Source organism: Zobellia sp. OII3, assembly GCF_002211465.1.
Classification (GTDB): Bacteria; Bacteroidota; Bacteroidia; order Flavobacteriales; family Flavobacteriaceae; genus Zobellia; species Zobellia galactanivorans.
Map to the genome: position 1 here is coordinate 325,432 of NZ_MWRZ01000002.1, position 17,013 is coordinate 342,444.

Annotated in this window: 14 protein-coding genes; 7 read left to right on the plus strand and 7 right to left on the minus strand. The window is 42.4% G+C overall.

Features of this window, described 5'->3' with window-relative positions:
• Positions 1–28 precede the first annotated feature (28 nt).
• Positions 29–1,393, minus strand: coding sequence for a Kelch repeat-containing protein (locus B4Q04_RS08515; protein WP_013995452.1), 1,365 nt, complete (start codon positions 1,391–1,393; stop codon positions 29–31).
• Between the two features lie 417 nt (positions 1,394–1,810).
• On the opposite strand from B4Q04_RS08515, the gene B4Q04_RS08520 reads away from it, so the two are divergent.
• The 3 genes from B4Q04_RS08520 to B4Q04_RS08530 all read left to right on the plus strand — a co-directional run bounded on the left by B4Q04_RS08520 (position 1,811) and on the right by B4Q04_RS08530 (position 7,691).
• Positions 1,811–4,132, plus strand: coding sequence for a chondroitinase-B domain-containing protein (locus tag B4Q04_RS08520; RefSeq protein ID WP_088696798.1), 2,322 nt, complete (start codon positions 1,811–1,813; stop codon positions 4,130–4,132).
• A 16-nt stretch (positions 4,133–4,148) separates the two neighbouring features.
• A complete protein-coding gene (locus B4Q04_RS08525; RefSeq protein ID WP_088696554.1) occupies positions 4,149–5,207 on the plus strand; it encodes a polysaccharide lyase family 7 protein in 1,059 nt (352 codons plus the stop codon).
• 150 nt (positions 5,208–5,357) lie between these two features.
• A complete protein-coding gene (locus B4Q04_RS08530) occupies positions 5,358–7,691 on the plus strand; it encodes a chondroitinase-B domain-containing protein (RefSeq protein WP_088696555.1) in 2,334 nt (777 codons plus the stop codon).
• Between the two features lie 63 nt (positions 7,692–7,754).
• On the opposite strand, the gene B4Q04_RS08535 is transcribed toward B4Q04_RS08530, so the two are convergent.
• A complete protein-coding gene (locus B4Q04_RS08535) occupies positions 7,755–9,248 on the minus strand; it encodes a sensor histidine kinase (protein ID WP_088696556.1) in 1,494 nt (497 codons plus the stop codon).
• Positions 9,245–9,943 carry a response regulator transcription factor gene (locus B4Q04_RS08540; RefSeq protein WP_046288092.1) on the minus strand — a complete coding sequence of 233 codons (699 nt, stop codon included), beginning with the start codon at positions 9,941–9,943 and terminating at the stop codon, positions 9,245–9,247. Before B4Q04_RS08540 ends, B4Q04_RS08535 begins: the two co-directional genes overlap by 4 nt.
• Before the next feature lie 387 nt (positions 9,944–10,330).
• Between B4Q04_RS08540 and B4Q04_RS08545 the strand changes: the two genes are divergently transcribed.
• A complete protein-coding gene (locus B4Q04_RS08545; RefSeq protein WP_088696557.1) occupies positions 10,331–11,221 on the plus strand; it encodes an anti-sigma factor in 891 nt (296 codons plus the stop codon).
• A gap of 65 nt (positions 11,222–11,286) precedes the next feature.
• On the opposite strand, the gene B4Q04_RS08550 is transcribed toward B4Q04_RS08545, so the two are convergent.
• Together B4Q04_RS08550 and B4Q04_RS08555 are read right to left on the minus strand one after the other, a co-directional pair.
• Positions 11,287–11,769 carry a hypothetical protein gene (locus B4Q04_RS08550; RefSeq protein ID WP_013995459.1) on the minus strand — a complete coding sequence of 161 codons (483 nt, stop codon included), beginning with the start codon at positions 11,767–11,769 and terminating at the stop codon, positions 11,287–11,289.
• Between the two features lie 197 nt (positions 11,770–11,966).
• Positions 11,967–12,404 carry a hypothetical protein gene (locus B4Q04_RS08555; protein ID WP_046288093.1) on the minus strand — a complete coding sequence of 146 codons (438 nt, stop codon included), beginning with the start codon at positions 12,402–12,404 and terminating at the stop codon, positions 11,967–11,969.
• Between the two features lie 73 nt (positions 12,405–12,477).
• Between B4Q04_RS08555 and truA the strand changes: the two genes are divergently transcribed.
• The 3 genes from truA to B4Q04_RS08570 all read left to right on the plus strand — a co-directional run bounded on the left by truA (position 12,478) and on the right by B4Q04_RS08570 (position 15,278).
• Positions 12,478–13,275, plus strand: coding sequence for a tRNA pseudouridine(38-40) synthase TruA (gene truA / locus B4Q04_RS08560; RefSeq protein ID WP_088696558.1), 798 nt, complete (start codon positions 12,478–12,480; stop codon positions 13,273–13,275).
• Between the two features lie 40 nt (positions 13,276–13,315).
• Positions 13,316–14,407 carry a magnesium/cobalt transporter CorA gene (gene corA / locus B4Q04_RS08565; RefSeq protein ID WP_013995462.1) on the plus strand — a complete coding sequence of 364 codons (1,092 nt, stop codon included), beginning with the start codon at positions 13,316–13,318 and terminating at the stop codon, positions 14,405–14,407.
• 73 nt (positions 14,408–14,480) lie between these two features.
• Positions 14,481–15,278: an alpha/beta hydrolase gene (locus tag B4Q04_RS08570; RefSeq protein ID WP_013995463.1), complete on the plus strand. Its 798-nt coding sequence runs from the start codon at positions 14,481–14,483 to the stop codon at positions 15,276–15,278.
• 5 nt (positions 15,279–15,283) lie between these two features.
• Here B4Q04_RS08570 and cysM read toward each other — a convergent pair whose 3' ends face one another.
• Positions 15,284–16,168 carry a cysteine synthase CysM gene (gene cysM, locus B4Q04_RS08575; protein WP_013995464.1) on the minus strand — a complete coding sequence of 295 codons (885 nt, stop codon included), beginning with the start codon at positions 16,166–16,168 and terminating at the stop codon, positions 15,284–15,286.
• Positions 16,158–16,952, minus strand: coding sequence for a serine O-acetyltransferase EpsC (epsC, locus tag B4Q04_RS08580; protein WP_088696559.1), 795 nt, complete (start codon positions 16,950–16,952; stop codon positions 16,158–16,160). The genes cysM and epsC overlap by 11 nt, the downstream gene beginning before the upstream one ends.
• Between the last annotated feature and the right edge of the window lie 61 nt (positions 16,953–17,013).

The window sequence follows — 17,013 nt, forward strand, 5'->3', positions numbered from 1 at the left end:
GGGCTTTTTTTATGCGTATATGACAGGTTTATTCAATCATCCAAACATCACTGTTGTGGGCCCTTGTATTGTCTTCTTGATTAATTTTAAGACCTCCCGAAATAAGTATTTTATCATTAAATATTACCGAAGCATGCCCCATTCTGGCCCCGTAGGAGGCACTGGTCGTTAGTTTGTTCCAATGGGTTCCATTATCGGAATACCATACATCAGCGAAGGTTGTAATGTCTTGATGAAAAGTACTTTGGTTTACGATCGCCTGCCAACCTCCAATGACCCACATCCTATTACCGGTAACAAGAGAGGTATGATTGGCCCGTAATTCAAATACAGAATCCGTATCGACTTCCGTCCAATTAACACCGTCCGTAGAAGTATAGATATCATTATAAAATATAGGGGATGAATCTTCAACGGAAGTTCCGCCTATTAAATACATTTTTCCATCAAAAACTACGGTGGTATGGTCGGTACGTGGAGAGAATTGCGTGCTTTCGGCAGCTTGTACCCAATTAATTCCATTTTCGGAATACCAAACATCGTTCATTTGGTCTGAGACCTTGGTACCACCTATGACCCAAAGTTTACCATCGTAGACTACTGTAGAATGACCTTCTCGAGACCCAAATCCGGGATTAGTAGTTTCCTTGGTCCAGTCTTTTCCGTTAGTAGATGACCAAACATCACTGAATCCTCCAGCAATTACCCACAACTTGTTTTTAAAGACAACCGCTGTATGATTGCTTTTGTTAAAAAAACCAAAAGGATCTTCTGCTTCCAATTGCCATGTTTCACCATCTGTCGATGACCAGATATCATCATATGAAGTGGTATCGTCCCTGCCGCCTATCATCCATAATTTTCCGTCGAACTCGGTAATACTATGGTTTCTTCTTGCTCCGAAGCCTACATTGGCAGTTAAGGCCGAATCGGCAAATGAAAATCCTTTGGTGCTAAAGCTAAAAGTCTCGCTACTCTCCGTTTCACCACCCTTGCCATCGCTAGCGATTACTTTCCAATAGTATACTTTATCTCGATCTAAACCTTCGGCTATGGTGAACTCGGTCGCTGTTAGGTTTTCCGCCAATATGGTTTCGGGAGATTCATTGGTATCCAAGAGTAGGGTATAGGTAACCTCGTCGCCATCCGAATCGGTAGCGGCGGTCCAGCTTAAAACCGGGTGTAAGTCTACATCCGATGTACCGTCTTCCAAACCTGCAAGACTGAATTCGGCGGGAGCAGTGTTTCCCGACCCTTCTTCCTCTCCATTTGGCACTTCCTCCTGAGGCTGCCCTGTGTCTTCGTCAGGCGCATCAATTTGTACATCGTCATCCGAACAGGCGTTAAAAATTACTAGGGAAAGACAGATTAAAAAGAAATCTTTAAACTTCATAGCGGGGAATTTTAAGTTAGACTTAAAGAACTATCGGTTTGGCAAAATATTTTGAAGTTTAGACCAAGTGTTATCTCTCATGGATGAACGTCTTATTACCTTTATAAAAGCTTAAGTTGTTCCTTTCGTTCATAGGATAATGATGAAAAAAAAGGCGCGTTAAGACGGTTAAGGGCGAAACAATTTGTTTTAAATAATAAAACGACTATATTTGGTAAACCAGTTTGGTAAACCAATTAAGGCGATTCGTACGAGTTATCTTAGTCTTTGCACTTTACGGTTTCAATGTATGAGAAACCACAATGTCCGAATTAAGTCACTACGTCAACGCTTTTCGTGCCGTTCATTTGTACTCGACCTTGGTTCGGAGTCAATCGGCATAACAAAATGACAAAACAAATCCTATCAGTAAGTAACATGACAAAAGCCAGTTTATTAGTACTAAGTGTGGTTCTTTCCTTGTTTTCCTTTATCGAAAACCCAAACGATAAAGGGATTTACGTAAAGAATAGCACAGAATTGAATGAAGCCATAGATCAGGCAAATCCTGGAGACGAAATTATCATGGCCAATGGAGATTGGAACGATGTTCAAATCCGATTTTTGGGATATGGAAAGGAAGGGCGGCCCATAACCCTCAAGGCGGAAACACCTGGCAAAGTCTTTATTGGCGGAAAATCGGACCTAAAATTGGGCGGGGAATACCTTGTTGTCAACGGTTTGTACTTCATCAATGGTGCATCGCCTTCTAACTCGGTCATTGAATTTGCCATTAACGAAGATACAGTGGCCAATCACTCCCGAATTACCAATTCCGTCATCTTAGATTTCAATAAGGCCCAAAGAAACGAGACCGACCTTTGGGTATTGTTCAAGGGAAGGCATAACCAGTTGGATCATTGCTACATCGCCGGAAAGTCCAATAGAGGCCCCACGGTCAGAATTGATTTGGCCGGAAACCACAACATAAAGAATTACCACAAAATCAACAACAACTATTTTGGCCCAAGACCCCCAAAAGGCGGGCCTAGTGCCGAAACCATACAACTAGGGAACAGTTATACTTCCATGACCCCGAGCCACACCTTGGTAGCTCATAATTTCTTCGATAGGTGCAATGGAGAGGTGGAAGTCATTTCAAGCAAATCAAATTTTAATGAGTTCAGGAACAATGTCTTTTATAAAAGCGAGGGCTCATTGGTAACAAGACACGGCAATTACTGTATCATAGACGGTAACTATTTTATAGGAGATACAAATTCCGAACAGATCGGCGGCGTTAGGTTGATCGGAACAGGTCATTGGGTTACCAACAATTATTTCTATAACCTAAAAGGAAAAACCTTTAGGAGTCCACTTGCCGTTATGAACGGTATTCCAAAATCACCCCTCAATAGATATATACAGGTTACGGATGTGGTAGTGGCCCACAACACATGGGTCAATTGCACCTCGCCTTTGCAGTTCGGGGTCGGTTCCAATGTGGATCAAAAAGACATTCTTCCCGCCTCGGAAATCAGGTCGGAGCGCCCGATTCGAACGATAGTGGCAAATAACCTTATCTATAGTGACAAGGGAGATAAACAGCCTGTGGTTGCCCACGATTCCTTAGATGGAATACGCTTTAGAAACAACCTCATAAATAATCAAGGACTTTCATTCCGAAAGCTTCCAGGGGTGGAAACCAAAGATTTCTCCCTTTCCGAATTAGAAGAAAATGTCCTGATTCCTGCAAATGACCTGTCGGGTTCAGCGCTGTACAAAGGTTTTGAATTTGATCAGATTACGACCGACCTTTTTGGGAACTCCAGGGCGGAACAAAACGCGGTCGGTGCCATTGTTAAAGCCCCGACCCAAAAGCCGAATCTTATGGACATCTCCCAATACGGTCCGGATTGGTTTCCTTTAAATTCCGATAAAAAGCATGTAGCCAAAACCTATTCCGTACGTTCAACCTCCCAATTGATCAGTGCGGTGCAAAAAGCAAAACAGGGGGATACCATACGTTTGACTGCTAGCAAATACAAGCTTAAAACCCCGTTGAAAATCGATAAACGCTTGACCCTACAGTCGGCCGATATCCATAAGAAGGCTACCATTCATTACAACGGTGCCGCAAAGACCCCGGCATTTGAAATGAACCCCAAAGGACAACTGACCCTAAAAGGGCTTATCCTTAAAGGGGAAAAAGCCCAATATGCATTTGCCAGTTTGAAAAACAATATGTCCAGTCTCTATAACTTAACGGTCGTAGATTCTGAAATATCGGGTTTTGACTATGTGCTCAAGGCCTACAAATATTCCTTCTCCGAATACATTCAACTGAAATCTACCGTAATTACCGATTGTGCCAATGGTCTGGAGCTGTCGGAAGAGACCGACGACAAAGGCGAATACAATGCCGAAAACATATATATTGACAATTGCCGTTTTAAAGGCGTTGGCAAAAACGTAATCGATTATTACCGAGGGGGCTACGACGAATCGACCGTGGGAGGCAATCTGGTCGTGACCAACAGCAGCTTCACTCAGTGCGGGGCAAAGGAAGAAAGCGAAATTTTACTCAACACCTATGGTATTATAAACGTAAACCTTTCCGGAAACAAATTCCGAGACAACCAAGTGAAGTATGTGGCCCGCCTTTGGGGAGCAAAGAACAATATGCATTCCGACAATGAAATAACAAATTCAGGGGAGCTGATCGTTGAAGAAAACCTCCCACTCAAATTGATGTATTAAACCATACAACCTAAAAATGAAAAAAACAGTATTAGCTACAGTTACCGTATTCGTCCTTTTCGCCTGTAAAGACAAACCTAAGGCCACTACGGACAGTGCATCGGAATCGGCCGTTGCAATGAAAAACACCACTAAATACCCAAGTGAGCTTATCCCTCAAATGGATGAATGGAAAATTCTCTTAGGCGATGGCACCCATAAAGAAGACCTTGTGAATTATGCGAAGGATGACTTTTTTTATGTTGAACATGAAAATGACACGGATTGGGTAGTATTCAAAACACCGAACTCGGGCATTACCTCAAGGACCTCAAGTAATACCAGAACGGAATTAGGGCAGAAAAAACACTGGATTCCCGAAACAGGAGGGAAGTTGAATGCAACCTTAAAGGTTCAACACGTCTCCACTTCGGGCGATGCTAGGGTTGCCGCGTCATACTCTGTCGTGGTCGGCCAAATTCACAGCGATGAAGGACACGAAAACGAACCGATAAAAATCTTTTACAAAAAATTTCCAGGCCATACAAAAGGCTCCGTTTTTTGGAATTACGAGATTAACACCAAGGGGGATAATTCAAAGCGATGGGATTACTCCACGGCAGTTTGGGGATACGATATGTCGGTCGTTGGCCCAACGGCTACCTCATACCCCGAAGAACCGGAAGACGGTATAGCCTTGGGGGAGGAGTTTAGTTATGAAATCAACGTTTATGAAGGTATCATGTACCTCACTTTTTCTAGTGAAGGCCACAAGACCATTAAATTCACCAAAAACCTATTAAAATCCGATTTTACCAAGAAGTCCGATATTCCTCAACAGATAAAGACGCTGTATGCTTCAATAGGTCGTGACGGTATCGAACGTGAAAATGCCTATGCCGGGGAAATACAATACTTTAAGCTAGGAGCCTACAACCAAACCAACGGAAAATCCCCAGAGGATAATCTGGTATGGAGTACAGGGGCCGACGTTTACGATGGTGACATTGCCAAGCAATATGCAAATGGAAGCTATGTCGAGGTATGGTTCAAAGAAGCGACGCTTGGAAGTGGAAGCGCCCCAGAAGCCCAGTGATGCTGCGGAAAGTACCCCCCCCTTCTATTGGGGTGATATGATTTAAGGGACCCGTTTTATATATTAAATACCGATTTTGTGTTAAATATTTGTCGGTTCTGTAATAATATGTATTTTTGGTAAACCAAACTGGTTAACCAATTTAGAGCTATGAGACACTTACACAATTTTTTTTCTTTTATTTTTCTTCTCGGTACCTTCTCGTTTGTAACGGCCCAACAAAAAAATACGGTCAAGAACGTAGCCGAGTTTAATGAAGCGCTCCGAACGGTACAACCGGGCGATAGTATTGTTCTTGCCAATGGTATATGGAAAGACTCCGAACTTCTGTTTGAAGCAGAAGGGACGGCAGAAAAGCCCATTACCCTTACGGTAGAAGAAAAAGGAAAGGTGACCTTGGAAGGCGAATCGAACTTAAGGATGGCCGGGAATCATTTGATTGTAAAAGGTCTGGTCTTTAAAAACGGCCATACACCGACCAATGCAGTGATTTCCTTTAGGAAGGACCGGGAGAAAATGGCCAATCATAGCCGCTTGACCGAATGTGTTATTGACAACTTCAACAACCCCGAGCGTCAGGTACAGGATTACTGGATAACCATCTATGGTAAAAACAACCGTATTGACCACAACCATATCGTAGGGAAAAAGAATTTGGGCGTCACCATGATCGTCGGCCTCGACACAGAAGGTAGCAGGGCGAACAACCATAAAATAGACCACAATTATTTCGGGCCACGCCCCACTTATGGAAATAATGGTGGCGAAACCTTACGAATTGGGACGAGCCATCATGCCATGGAAAATTCCAACACCTTGGTAGAATCCAATTACTTTGACCGATGCAATGGCGAACATGAGATCATCTCGAACAAGTCTTGCCAGAACACTTTTAAATACAATACCTTCTTTGAGTGTACGGGAACCTTAACTATGCGTCATGGTAATGAAACCTTGGTCGATGGCAATGTCTTTATTGGTAACGGTAAGCCGAGTACAGGAGGGGTTAGGGTAATTAACGAAAGCCAGACGGTCATTAACAATTACCATATAGGATTAACCGGATATCGTTTTCGAGGGGCTTTCGTTATGATGAACGGCGTACCCAATTCCCCGCCAAACCGCTACGTTCCGGTAATCGACTCAAAAGTAAACAACAACACTTTTGTAAATTGTGAAAATATCCTTTTTGGCGCGGGTAGCGATGAAGAAAGGAGTCAAGCTCCCCAAACTTCCGAATTTTCAAGGAATATCATTTATAACGATACCAAGAAAGATATCTTCACCATTAACGATGATATTAGCGGAATTAGCTTTAAAAACAATATCCTCGGGAAGAATTCTGAAACCACTATTGAAAAAGGCTTTGTAAACGCCGACATTCAATTGGTAAAAAACGGGCAGGGCTTCTTGATTCCTACCTCAAAAAAAATAAAGCATAAGGTAACCATAAGTCCGAATATCGCCACCAAGGAAAATACAGGGGTAACTTGGTATTCCAAGGAAGATAAAACCGTTGCATTGAATTCTGGTAAAACGATCAAGGTAAAAGCGGGGATCAACACTTTATATGATGAAGTAAAGAAGTCCGAAGCAGGTGATATCATGCTTTTGGAAGAAGGCGGCACCTATTTGTTGACCAAGGCCGTGAAAATAAACCATCCCCTTTCCTTTAAAACGGAGGGAAAAGAAAAGGCTAAGATCTTCTTTGAAAGAATGATGGCCTTTGAGATCCAAGATGGAGGAAGCCTGTCTTTGGAGAACATAAGCTTTGACGGGGCAAAATCCCCGGATTACGCAGGTAATTCCGTTATAAGCACCAGTAAAAACTCGATGATAGAAAACTATAAGTTGTTTATTGATAAATGTGAGTTTAAAGATATGGTCGTCAACCATTCTTTTGATGTGTTAAGGGTTTCAAAGGGCACTTTTGCCGATACCATCAGTATCAAAAATTCGACCTTCAGAAAAATTACGGGAAGTATTGCTGCACTAGACACCGAAACCGATGACATAGGGGCCTATAATGTAGAGTACTTCATCATGAAGAACAATATCATTAGCGAACTACAAGGAGTGGCATTGCGGTTGTATAGAGGCGGTAAGGACGAAAGTACCTTCGGGCCTTTTCTAGAAGTCGACCACAATGTATTCGATAAGGTCGGGTTCGGCAAGAAAAATAAATACAAGTCGGCCATCTCCCTTTACGGTGTGCAGGAAATCGATATCAAAAACAATATTTTTAGGGACAGTAAGGCGATTCAAATGCACTTGGTAGTTGGTGAACCTATTGTAAAAGTCCGGAATAACGCCTTGAGCAATTCCGAGAAACTCGTGGTAACGGGAGACCAGGAATACTTCGTAGAAAACCAATGGGACCTAGACCCTAAATTCTCCGATGAATCATCATATACCTTAAGTGCAGATTCTCCCTTAAAGGGAAAAGCTACCGATGGGGGCGATTTGGGCGTAATTTCCCAATAAAGATCAATCCGAGACAAGATCATACTAAAAAAGGCCTAAGTTTTATAAGCTCTAGGCCTTTTTCTATATTTGGTAGGCCGGTAGGTTGAAGATAAATGAACTCCCTTCCTTGGGTTTGCTTAAAACGGTAATGGTAGTATCATGTAGGTCCATTATCTTTTTGACTATGGCCAGACCTAGTCCGACGCCGTGTTTTTTGGCACTTTTATCCACCTGCTTATAGCGGTCGAATATAAAGGGTTGCTCGTTCACGGGTATGCCTGTTCCGGTATCGGTAATGTTTATCTCTACGTTTTTTCCTTTTTTCTGTAAGGATAAGGTCACCTTACCATTGGCTTGGGTATATTTTAGGGCATTCTCTATTAGGTTCTGCAAGGCCCTTTCCACAAGGCTTACATCGGCAAAGACCATACAGTTCTCTTGGGGATTATCCAATTGAAGTTCTATTTGCTTTTGTTCGGCAAGCACCCTGAATTTGGCGATCAGGTCGTGGGAGAGTTCGGTTATGGAAAAGGGTTCTTTTACAGGGGTAACCTGTTCCGCTTCCAGTTTTGAATATTCAAAGAGTTGATTTACCAAATTCGAAAGCTTATCCACATTATCATGTGTAATCTGTAGATACTCTTTTTTTTGTTCTTCAGAAAGGGTGTCGTTCTTTATCTGTAAGGTCTCTATATATCCTTTTAGAATGGCCAAGGGCGTTCTAAGATCATGCGATACATTGGCAATGAGTTCCCTGCGCAAGTGGTCTACCGATTTCATTTTATCCATATTGCCAACAATACTATCGGCCATTTCATTGAACGATTTAGCGAACACCTCAATATCCGAATCTTGGGGATCGGCAATTCGCGCTTCAAGGTCGCCATCGTGAAATTTGCGTACGGTCTGTGTAATCAACCTTAGGTTCTTGGTCAAAAACCAAATGGCCATAAGGCCGATGACCAACGAAAAGAGCATGGTAAGAAAGGTAGCCCCGATACCCAGTTTGGCAAAGTACTGCCCCATAAGGTTATCGCTAATTTCTTGAAATTTCTTTCCGGCCAGCACGACATACATATATCCGTTACGACCGTCGACGGAGTAGGGGGCCGCCGAAAAAATCTTTTGTTTCCCGGGGTTTCTAGGATCATCGCCCAAAACAAAACGTTCCCCTTTGTTTTTGATGAACGATTGAATAGGGGCCAAGGAAACCGTTTTTATGGAACTTTTGTCCCCATGGTCTAAAACGACAGAATACAGAACATCGCCGCTTTCATTCAACAAATAGACCTCGATACTTTGGTTAACGGCCATCATATCGTGCATCAGGTCACCGAATAAGGGCTTGTTTACGCTGCCGTCTTCAAGAAAGGGGGAGGCATCCTTAAATTTTTCCGCAATTACATGATGGGCCACGTCGGCATTAAGGCGTTGTGTGGTTTCTTGACTGTATTTATTGGCAAAATAGCCCGTGATAAAAATATAGGAAGACCCCATCAACAAAACAAGGAGTACAAAGGCCAACCAAAGTTTTTTGATCAGCTTGGGCGTCAAGGTTTTTTCGTTTTGACTCATAAGGTGATATCTTCATTAAACTTATAGCCCACGCCCCAAGTCGTTAATATATACACCGGATTGGCCATATCCGATTCTATCTTGGCCCGTAATCGGTTGATATGTGAGTTTACCGTATGTTCGTATCCTTCAAAATTATAGCCCCAAATCATATTCAATAATTGGGTTCGGGTATAGTTACGCCCTGGATTAGAGGCCATTAAGACCAATAGTTCAAATTCTTTGGGAGAAAGTTCCACCTTGGTATCGTTCAAAAGCACCTTTCTTTTGTCTATATCTATGGAAAGTCCTTCACAAGAAATGGTAGCCGTATTGTCGGTTTGGGCCTCTTGGACATCCGTGCGGCGCATTACCGCCTTGATACGGGCCAATAGTTCCCGTATACTAAAGGGTTTGGTAATGTAGTCGTCGGCCCCGATCTCTAAGCCTAGAACACGGTCAATTTCTTCCGACTTCGCCGTAAGCATTATAATGGGCGTGTTCTTTTCGGCCCGTAAACTCTTGCAAATTTCAACTCCATCCATACTGGGAAGGGTCAAATCCAAAAGTATAAGGTCATAGTTGTTTTCCAAGGCCATTTTCAGTCCTTCCGCACCATCCATGGCCTTCGATATCTTATAAATAAGGTCCGTAAGGTGGATTTCCAAAAGCTTGATGATTTCTGGATCATCTTCTATTATCAATATTTCTTTCATCATACAGCTTACGAATGAAATCAAAAAGTATCACATAATCATCACAACCCCATTTAAAACAGATAAACGGTAAGGCTAGGGCTACTAGCTACACGTATTGCATTTTAAACTGATAATCAACAGGTTGTTAAACAATGTTCATTGAACGGGCCATACCTTTTGGGGAGAAAGTACAGGGGGTTTCATTCTATATTTCACTTTGGTCGTAATGCTATACCGTTCCTTTACAAACTTTTACGGAATAAGTCGCTTTATGCAGGCTTAGGGCCCTAAACACTAGGTAATAAACATTGGTGGGACTTAGCGGTTATTGAAAGTTTATCTTTCTGTGATACTCTTGTTATACTCCTCCCTTTATTTTGCCTCATAATCTAAAAACTAAAAAAAATGAAAAATTGTAAAATTAAAACAGGACTCTTCATTGCGCTCTTCGGGCTATTGGTAGTTTCGTGTAGTGATGACGATGATGATACGGTGATGTTACCAGAGGCGTCTTCCTTAAACCTAAATTTGACCGGATTGGAGAATTTGGGAGATGACTATCTATATGAAGGTTGGGTCATTGTAAACGGTGCCCCTGTTTCTACAGGAACGTTTTCGGTCGATGACTCGGGAAAGCTTTCCGCTACCGAATTTGAAATGGAAGCTGAAATATTGAACAGCGCTACAAGCTTTGTATTATCCATAGAACCGAATCCGGATCCATCGACAGCCCCTGCCGACACTAAAATCTTCGTAGGTGATTTTAACGGGGATACCGCGAATTTGGGCACAGGTACCGTAGCTCCGTCCTTTGATGATATCGAAGGAAAATTTATTATAGCGGCACCAACGGGTACAGGGACCGATGAAGAAAAATACAGTGGAATCTGGTTTTTGGACAACAGCTCGGGAAGCGCAGTAGCCGGACTAAAATTGCCACAGCTTGAAGCAGGCTGGAAGTACGAAGGATGGGTAGTCATCGACGGTGTTCCGGTAACTACGGGAACCTTTACGGCAACGGATGCGGCCGATGAGCAAGCCCCGTTCAGTGGAAGCAACCCCGGTCCGAACTTTCCAGGTGAAGACCTTTTGGTCAATGCCCCGTCACCCTTGGTTTTTCCGACCGATGTAAGAGGTAAGGTCGCCGTAATCAGCATCGAACCTTTTCCAGACAATAGTACCGCCCCGTTTACCTTGAAGCCTTTGGTAGGCATGGTGGCCGCTGATGCCATGGGAGTCCAGGAAATCGCCACGAATGTAGATGGTAGCTTTCCTTCAGGAAGCGTTACCAGATAGGGGAAGCCTTATAAAAAAAGAAACCCCGCTTTTCAACGGGGTTTTATTGTTTTAAAGAAATGAGATCATTCCCAAGAATCGATATGTTGGTTCATATCATCAAATTTATAATCCCCGACCAGGTCTTTTCTATATTTAATGGCTAGCAAGGTAAGCCCCAAAAGAGCCACGTGTAGCAAGAAAATAAGGATACCTAAAGGAAAGAAACTGGCAGGAATAATATGGTTCTGAAATTCGGAATAGCTTGTTAAGATAAACAAAGACTCAAAAGTCTTAAAGACGTATACGGCAAAAACTACGTAAAGAATGTATTCAATATTGCGCATTTGCGGGTCTGTCAGCTCATCTTCCTTGATTTTAAACCAAAGCACATATAAAAATGTCAAATGGGTCAAGCTCAATAGGGGGAAAATGTAGTTGTTAGGTTTTAACAAATAAAAGGAATTGGTATAAAGCCCATAAAAACTAAAAATAATAAGAAGTGCAATCACCGCGATCGACACGTTTATTGTCTTTTTCCAAGGCAATATTTTTAAAATAAACTTCATAAAAAGTTGTTTTCCAGGGGTGAGGGATTGATTTAGCTGACTAAAAAACGTCCTTTTTGTCAGTTTATTTAAAATAATCGTTGAACTACAGTATACCTTGTTGAGCTATTTGTGAAAGCCCAAATTACCTGCTCTAGGGTATCAAACCCGAACTGAAAAAGCATTGTATTCCACTCAACTGATTCAGTCCGACAATATTAGGTGATCCAAGCTTTGGAAGAACTAAATTTCGCAAAAAATAGTAAAGCAATACTTATGATAATCACCATAAGGGCTAGAATCAAGGCGCCTTCACCCATTACTTGAAGGGTATCGCTCAAGAAAAATTGATATATGTTCTGCACAAGCACTCCTATCAAAGAAACCAAAAAGGCGGTACGGGCCCATTTCTTTCTAAAAAGCAGCGCAATACAGCCGAGGGTTCCGGCCCAAACGGCAAAGGCATAGGCAGCCGTTACCCAACCCGGCCTCGATTCGTACAACAATCTTTGTTCTTGGGTAAATTGGCTTAGTTGTTCAACACTCATAAAGGCATCGGCCACGTATGAGGCCGCACCTATCAGATTCCACAATAAGGCGACAACGCTTACAATCCAAAACCACACGGGTGGTTTTATTCTACTTTGGGAAGTCATATCGGTTGGGTTTAGAAGCTTATTCACTACAAAATACAAAAAAAATAGTAGCTTGGCCCTAAAGAGAAAATTCATGCAAAAACAACGTTATTGCTATTTGCTACGTGTTCAATACCTTGGTTTTCGCTATAGTGGGTGGCAAAAACAACCCAAACAGAAAACCATAGAGGGAATGCTGGCCAAAACCCTAAAGTTTGTTTTGGCCGACCGCTCTTTTAAGATATTGGGTGCAGGCCGTACCGACGCAAAGGTATCTGCCGTGAATATGGCCTTTGAACTATTTGTAGATGATATGGGCCTTGGGAACCTCAATGAATTCCTTAGCTTTTTTAACGAGAACTTACCGCCCGATATCCGGGTCTTGAGCATTAAGGAGGTGGATAAGGCGTTTAACATCATACAAGACGCAAAACAAAAGGAATACATTTATCTCTTTTCCCACGGTGAAAAAAACCATCCCTTCTGTGCGCCCTTTTTGGCCAATATATTACAGCCCTTGGATATTGATGTGATGATCAAGGCGGCCAAGCTTTTTGAGGGAAGTCACGATTTTAAGACCTATACCGCCCGCCTTCAAGAGGGCACTACCACATTTCGCACCATTATCTCTTGCGAACTCAAACCGAACGAAGTCTTAAAGGCCAATTTTTTTCCTAGGGAAAGCTATGCCTTACACGTAAAAGGGGAAGGCTTTATGCGCTATCAAATACGGATGATCATGGGGGCCTTGATCCAACTGGGAAAGGGGGAGCTGTCTATGGCCGACATTCAAGATTCCTTACGACCGGAAACTACCATGAAGCTTACTTATGTGGCCCCAGGCTCAGGTTTGCTACTTCATGAGCTACATTTTACCGATCAGAAAATCTAGTTGGCCACTTCTTACTATATTTATAAAAATTACGCTGTTTATGGCCAGACGAAAAAGATTGGGAAAAATACTTCCTAAAAAAGCATCCAAATTTCAGAAGAAAATGGGCAAAGCCCCGGGTACCATTACCTATATGGGGCGTAGGGAAGGAGGGACCAGCGTAGTCAATATTTTGGAATACAATGAGAATGTCTTAAGCGAACACATTCCCGGAGATATCGATGCCATTGTCGCCCATAAAGAACTGCCCGAAATTTCATGGATCGACATCGTCGGAATCAGTGATGAAGATTTTATCGCTAAAATAGGAAAACGCTTCGGACTCAATCCCTTGGTATTGGAAGATATCGTAGATACCCATCAACGGCCCAAAATCGATGAATACGAGGATTATATTTTCGGGGTTTTCAAAATGCTGTATATCAATAATGAGCAGGAAATCGTCTACGAACATGTCGCCATGGTCTTGCTAGAAAGCTGTGTACTCGTATTTCAAGAAATGGATGACGATGTGTTTAAAGGGGTCAGGCATCGTATCAAGAATAAATCGGGCCGTATAAGAACACGAGGCGCCGATTATCTGTTTTTTGCTTTAATCGATGCTATAGTAGACAACTATTTTGTAGTTCTCGAACATTTGAACCATAAGATAGAGGAGTTGGAAGAAGTGGTCTATGACAATCCCACTCCCGAAATCGCCCATGAAATCCAAATGATAAAAAAGGAGGTGTTGCGGATACGGCGTTGGATCTTTCCCGTAAAAGAACTGGTCAGTCGCTTGATCGATACAGAAAACCCACTTATCACCAAAGATACCAAGGTTTTTCTTCGCGATGCCCTTGACCATTCTTTGGAAATAAACGAAAGTATTCAAATATATAGGGAAATGTCGATGAGCCTTATGGAAATGTACATGAGCAATATGAGCAATAAAATGAACGAGGTGATGAAGGTACTGACCATTATGGCCTCCATTTTTATCCCCTTGACCTTTATTGCCGGCATCTATGGTATGAATTTTGACCATATGCCCGAACTGCATTATGAAAATGGATACTATTACGTATGGGGCGTCATGATCGCTCTTTTTATAGGTATGATGATTTATTTTAAGAGGAAGAATTGGTTGTGATAGGATCTAGCGATTTTACCTTCTTATTTGTAATTTTCCAAAAAAAAATAACACTCACCAAACGTAGTACTTCATGCGAAGATTGAAAAAATGGGGATTGATACTTGTAATTTTGTATGTCTTGATCGCTGTTCTAGCTTATACCTACCAAGAGCGACTCGTGTTCTTTCCCTCTAAAATGCCGCTTTCACACACTTACGATTTTTGTCAAGATTTCGAGGAGTTCTATCTTACGGCCAATGACGGGGCCAAACTTAACGCCGTACACATCAAACAACCTGAAGCCAAGGGAATAGTGCTTTATTTTCACGGCAATTCGGGCAATATTTCACACCTTACCCATGTGGCCAACCTCTTCTCTAGAAAAGGATACGAATCGGTTTTGGTCGACTATAGGACTTATGGAAAAAGTACAGGGGAGGTCAGTGAACAAGCCCTCTATGACGATGCACAGATGTTTTACGACTATATCCGTGAGAAGTACGACGAAGAGGATATCTTGGTATACGGACGTTCATTTGGCACTGGTATAGCTACCTGGCTTGCGTCAAAGAACGAACCCAAAAAGTTAATATTGGAATCCCCGTTCTATAGCGCCGTGGCCTTGGGAAAATACCGCTTCCCTTTTTTACCGATCGATTGGCTCTCGAATTTTCGGTTTCCTTCAAACGAATATGTCAAAAAAATAGACTGTCCCATTTATATTTTTCACGGTAAAGAAGATTCGGTCATCCCATATGAATCGGCCCAAAAGCTATACGAAGCCATTCCTGGAAAGAATAAAGAACTCTTGACCATTGCGGAAGGAGGCCACAATTATCTTCAGGACTTCAAGACCTTTAAGGAGGGAATGGACAAAATATTGAACTAAAAGCCCTATTCGAACAAGTCTGAAGAAAGGTAGCGGTCGCCCCGATCACAGACAATGGAAACAATAACCCCACTTTCAAGGGTTTCGGCCAAACGCAAAGCCGCAGCCGCCGCTCCACCGCTGCTCATACCGGCCAATATACCTTCTTCCTTGGCCAACCTTCGGGCCATTTCCCGAGCATCGTCTTCACTTACCTCTATGGTCTGGTCTATTTTTTTTGAATTGAAAATTTTTGGCAAGTACTCTTGAGGCCATTTACGAATACCGGGTATACTAGAGTTATCGGTAGGTTGTACCCCTACGATGGAAACCGATTCGCTTTGTTCCTTTAAATAAGTAGAGGTTCCCATAATGGTACCGGTCGTTCCCATGGCCGATACAAAATGTGTTATTTTTCCTTGGGTATCTTTCCAAATTTCAGGCCCCGTACTCTGGTAATGTGCTTTCCAATTGTCATTATTGGCAAACTGGTCGATCATCACATAGCCTTCATTCTTTACTTTTGCCTCGGCATAATCACGGGCACCCTCTATACCGACTTCGGCAGGGGTCAAGGTTACTTTGGCACCGTAGGCCCGCATGGTCTTCACCCGTTCTATAGTGCTTTTCTCCGACATGACAAGTTCAATGTCCAATCCGAAAATACCGGCAATCATGGCCAGGGCAATACCTGTATTGCCACTAGTTGCTTCGATAAGCTTCGAGTTTTTGCCGAAATCGCCCCGCTCGAGTCCATTTTTGATCATATTAAGGGCAGCACGATCCTTTACGCTGCCACCAGGATTATTTCCTTCCAGTTTAAAGAACAGCTTAACGTTCGGGTTTTTGTTCAAAACCTTTGATTCAACCATTGGCGTATTACCGATAAGGTCTAAAATACTATGAGACATGTGGAAGTGTTTTTATTTTAATTTCTGGGGTATGGAAAACAGTTGAATTGGGTGGTACCGATGCGGTCAACCAGGCATTACCTCCAATAATGGAGTTTTCCCCGATTACGGTTTCACCACCTAGAATCGTGGCGTTCGCATATATGGTAACGTTGTTTTCAATGGTAGGGTGCCGTTTGGTACTCTGTAAATGTTTGGCAACATACAAGCCGCCCAAAGTCACCCCTTGGTATATTTTTACGTGGTCTTTAATAATGGCGGTTTCCCCGATGACCACACCCGTACCATGATCAATATGAAAGGAGTTTCCGATTTGGGCACCTGGATTAATATCCACCCCGGTCTGCCGATGTGCGTATTCCGTCATAAGGCGCGGTACCAAAGGAAACCCTTCACTATAGAGTTCATGGGCCAAGCGATAAATAGCAATGGCATAAAAGCCTGGGTAGGCCATATAGACCTCTTCAACCGACAATGAGGCCGGGTCGCAATTTACTGTAGCCTCTGCATCGAGATTAAGGTGCTGCAGTATACTAGGGAGTTTTTCTACATAATTTTCCCAAATCTTTTTGCAAGGTTTATTGGAGTCCCAGCATGCAAGGTCGACTACTTCATCAAAAAGAATCTCGAGTTTATCAAGGTTATTCTCTACCGGAGTATCGATATCAAAAAGGGTATAGAAAAGAAGGTTGGTAAACTCTTCAACCTTTTCTTTAAGTTTATAACGTAGGTTAGGCTGTTTTTTATGCCTGTTGATTTTGTCAATGATCGAAGTATGTTTCATATACAATTGCTGAAAGGGCTAAATTACTCATAAATCTAAAAGCCGATTTCGTTAAATGGTT

What these genes read in the sequence shown, in the direction of transcription:
- B4Q04_RS08515 (WP_013995452.1), bottom strand. Translation starts at nt 1,393, where the DNA reads ATGAAGTTTAAAGATTTCTTTTTAATCTGTCTTTCCCTAGTAATTTTT.
- B4Q04_RS08530 (WP_088696555.1), top strand. Translation starts at nt 5,358, where the DNA reads ATGAGACACTTACACAATTTTTTTTCTTTTATTTTTCTTCTCGGTACC.
- corA (WP_013995462.1), top strand. Translation starts at nt 13,316, where the DNA reads ATGGCCAGACGAAAAAGATTGGGAAAAATACTTCCTAAAAAAGCATCC.
- B4Q04_RS08520 (WP_088696798.1), top strand. Translation starts at nt 1,811, where the DNA reads ATGACAAAAGCCAGTTTATTAGTACTAAGTGTGGTTCTTTCCTTGTTT.
- B4Q04_RS08525 (WP_088696554.1), top strand. Translation starts at nt 4,149, where the DNA reads ATGAAAAAAACAGTATTAGCTACAGTTACCGTATTCGTCCTTTTCGCC.
- epsC (WP_088696559.1), bottom strand. Translation starts at nt 16,952, where the DNA reads ATGAAACATACTTCGATCATTGACAAAATCAACAGGCATAAAAAACAG.
- B4Q04_RS08555 (WP_046288093.1), bottom strand. Translation starts at nt 12,404, where the DNA reads ATGACTTCCCAAAGTAGAATAAAACCACCCGTGTGGTTTTGGATTGTA.
- B4Q04_RS08545 (WP_088696557.1), top strand. Translation starts at nt 10,331, where the DNA reads ATGAAAAATTGTAAAATTAAAACAGGACTCTTCATTGCGCTCTTCGGG.
- B4Q04_RS08540 (WP_046288092.1), bottom strand. Translation starts at nt 9,943, where the DNA reads ATGAAAGAAATATTGATAATAGAAGATGATCCAGAAATCATCAAGCTT.
- B4Q04_RS08550 (WP_013995459.1), bottom strand. Translation starts at nt 11,769, where the DNA reads ATGAAGTTTATTTTAAAAATATTGCCTTGGAAAAAGACAATAAACGTG.
- B4Q04_RS08535 (WP_088696556.1), bottom strand. Translation starts at nt 9,248, where the DNA reads ATGAGTCAAAACGAAAAAACCTTGACGCCCAAGCTGATCAAAAAACTT.
- B4Q04_RS08570 (WP_013995463.1), top strand. Translation starts at nt 14,481, where the DNA reads ATGCGAAGATTGAAAAAATGGGGATTGATACTTGTAATTTTGTATGTC.
- cysM (WP_013995464.1), bottom strand. Translation starts at nt 16,168, where the DNA reads ATGTCTCATAGTATTTTAGACCTTATCGGTAATACGCCAATGGTTGAA.
- truA (WP_088696558.1), top strand. Translation starts at nt 12,478, where the DNA reads ATGCAAAAACAACGTTATTGCTATTTGCTACGTGTTCAATACCTTGGT.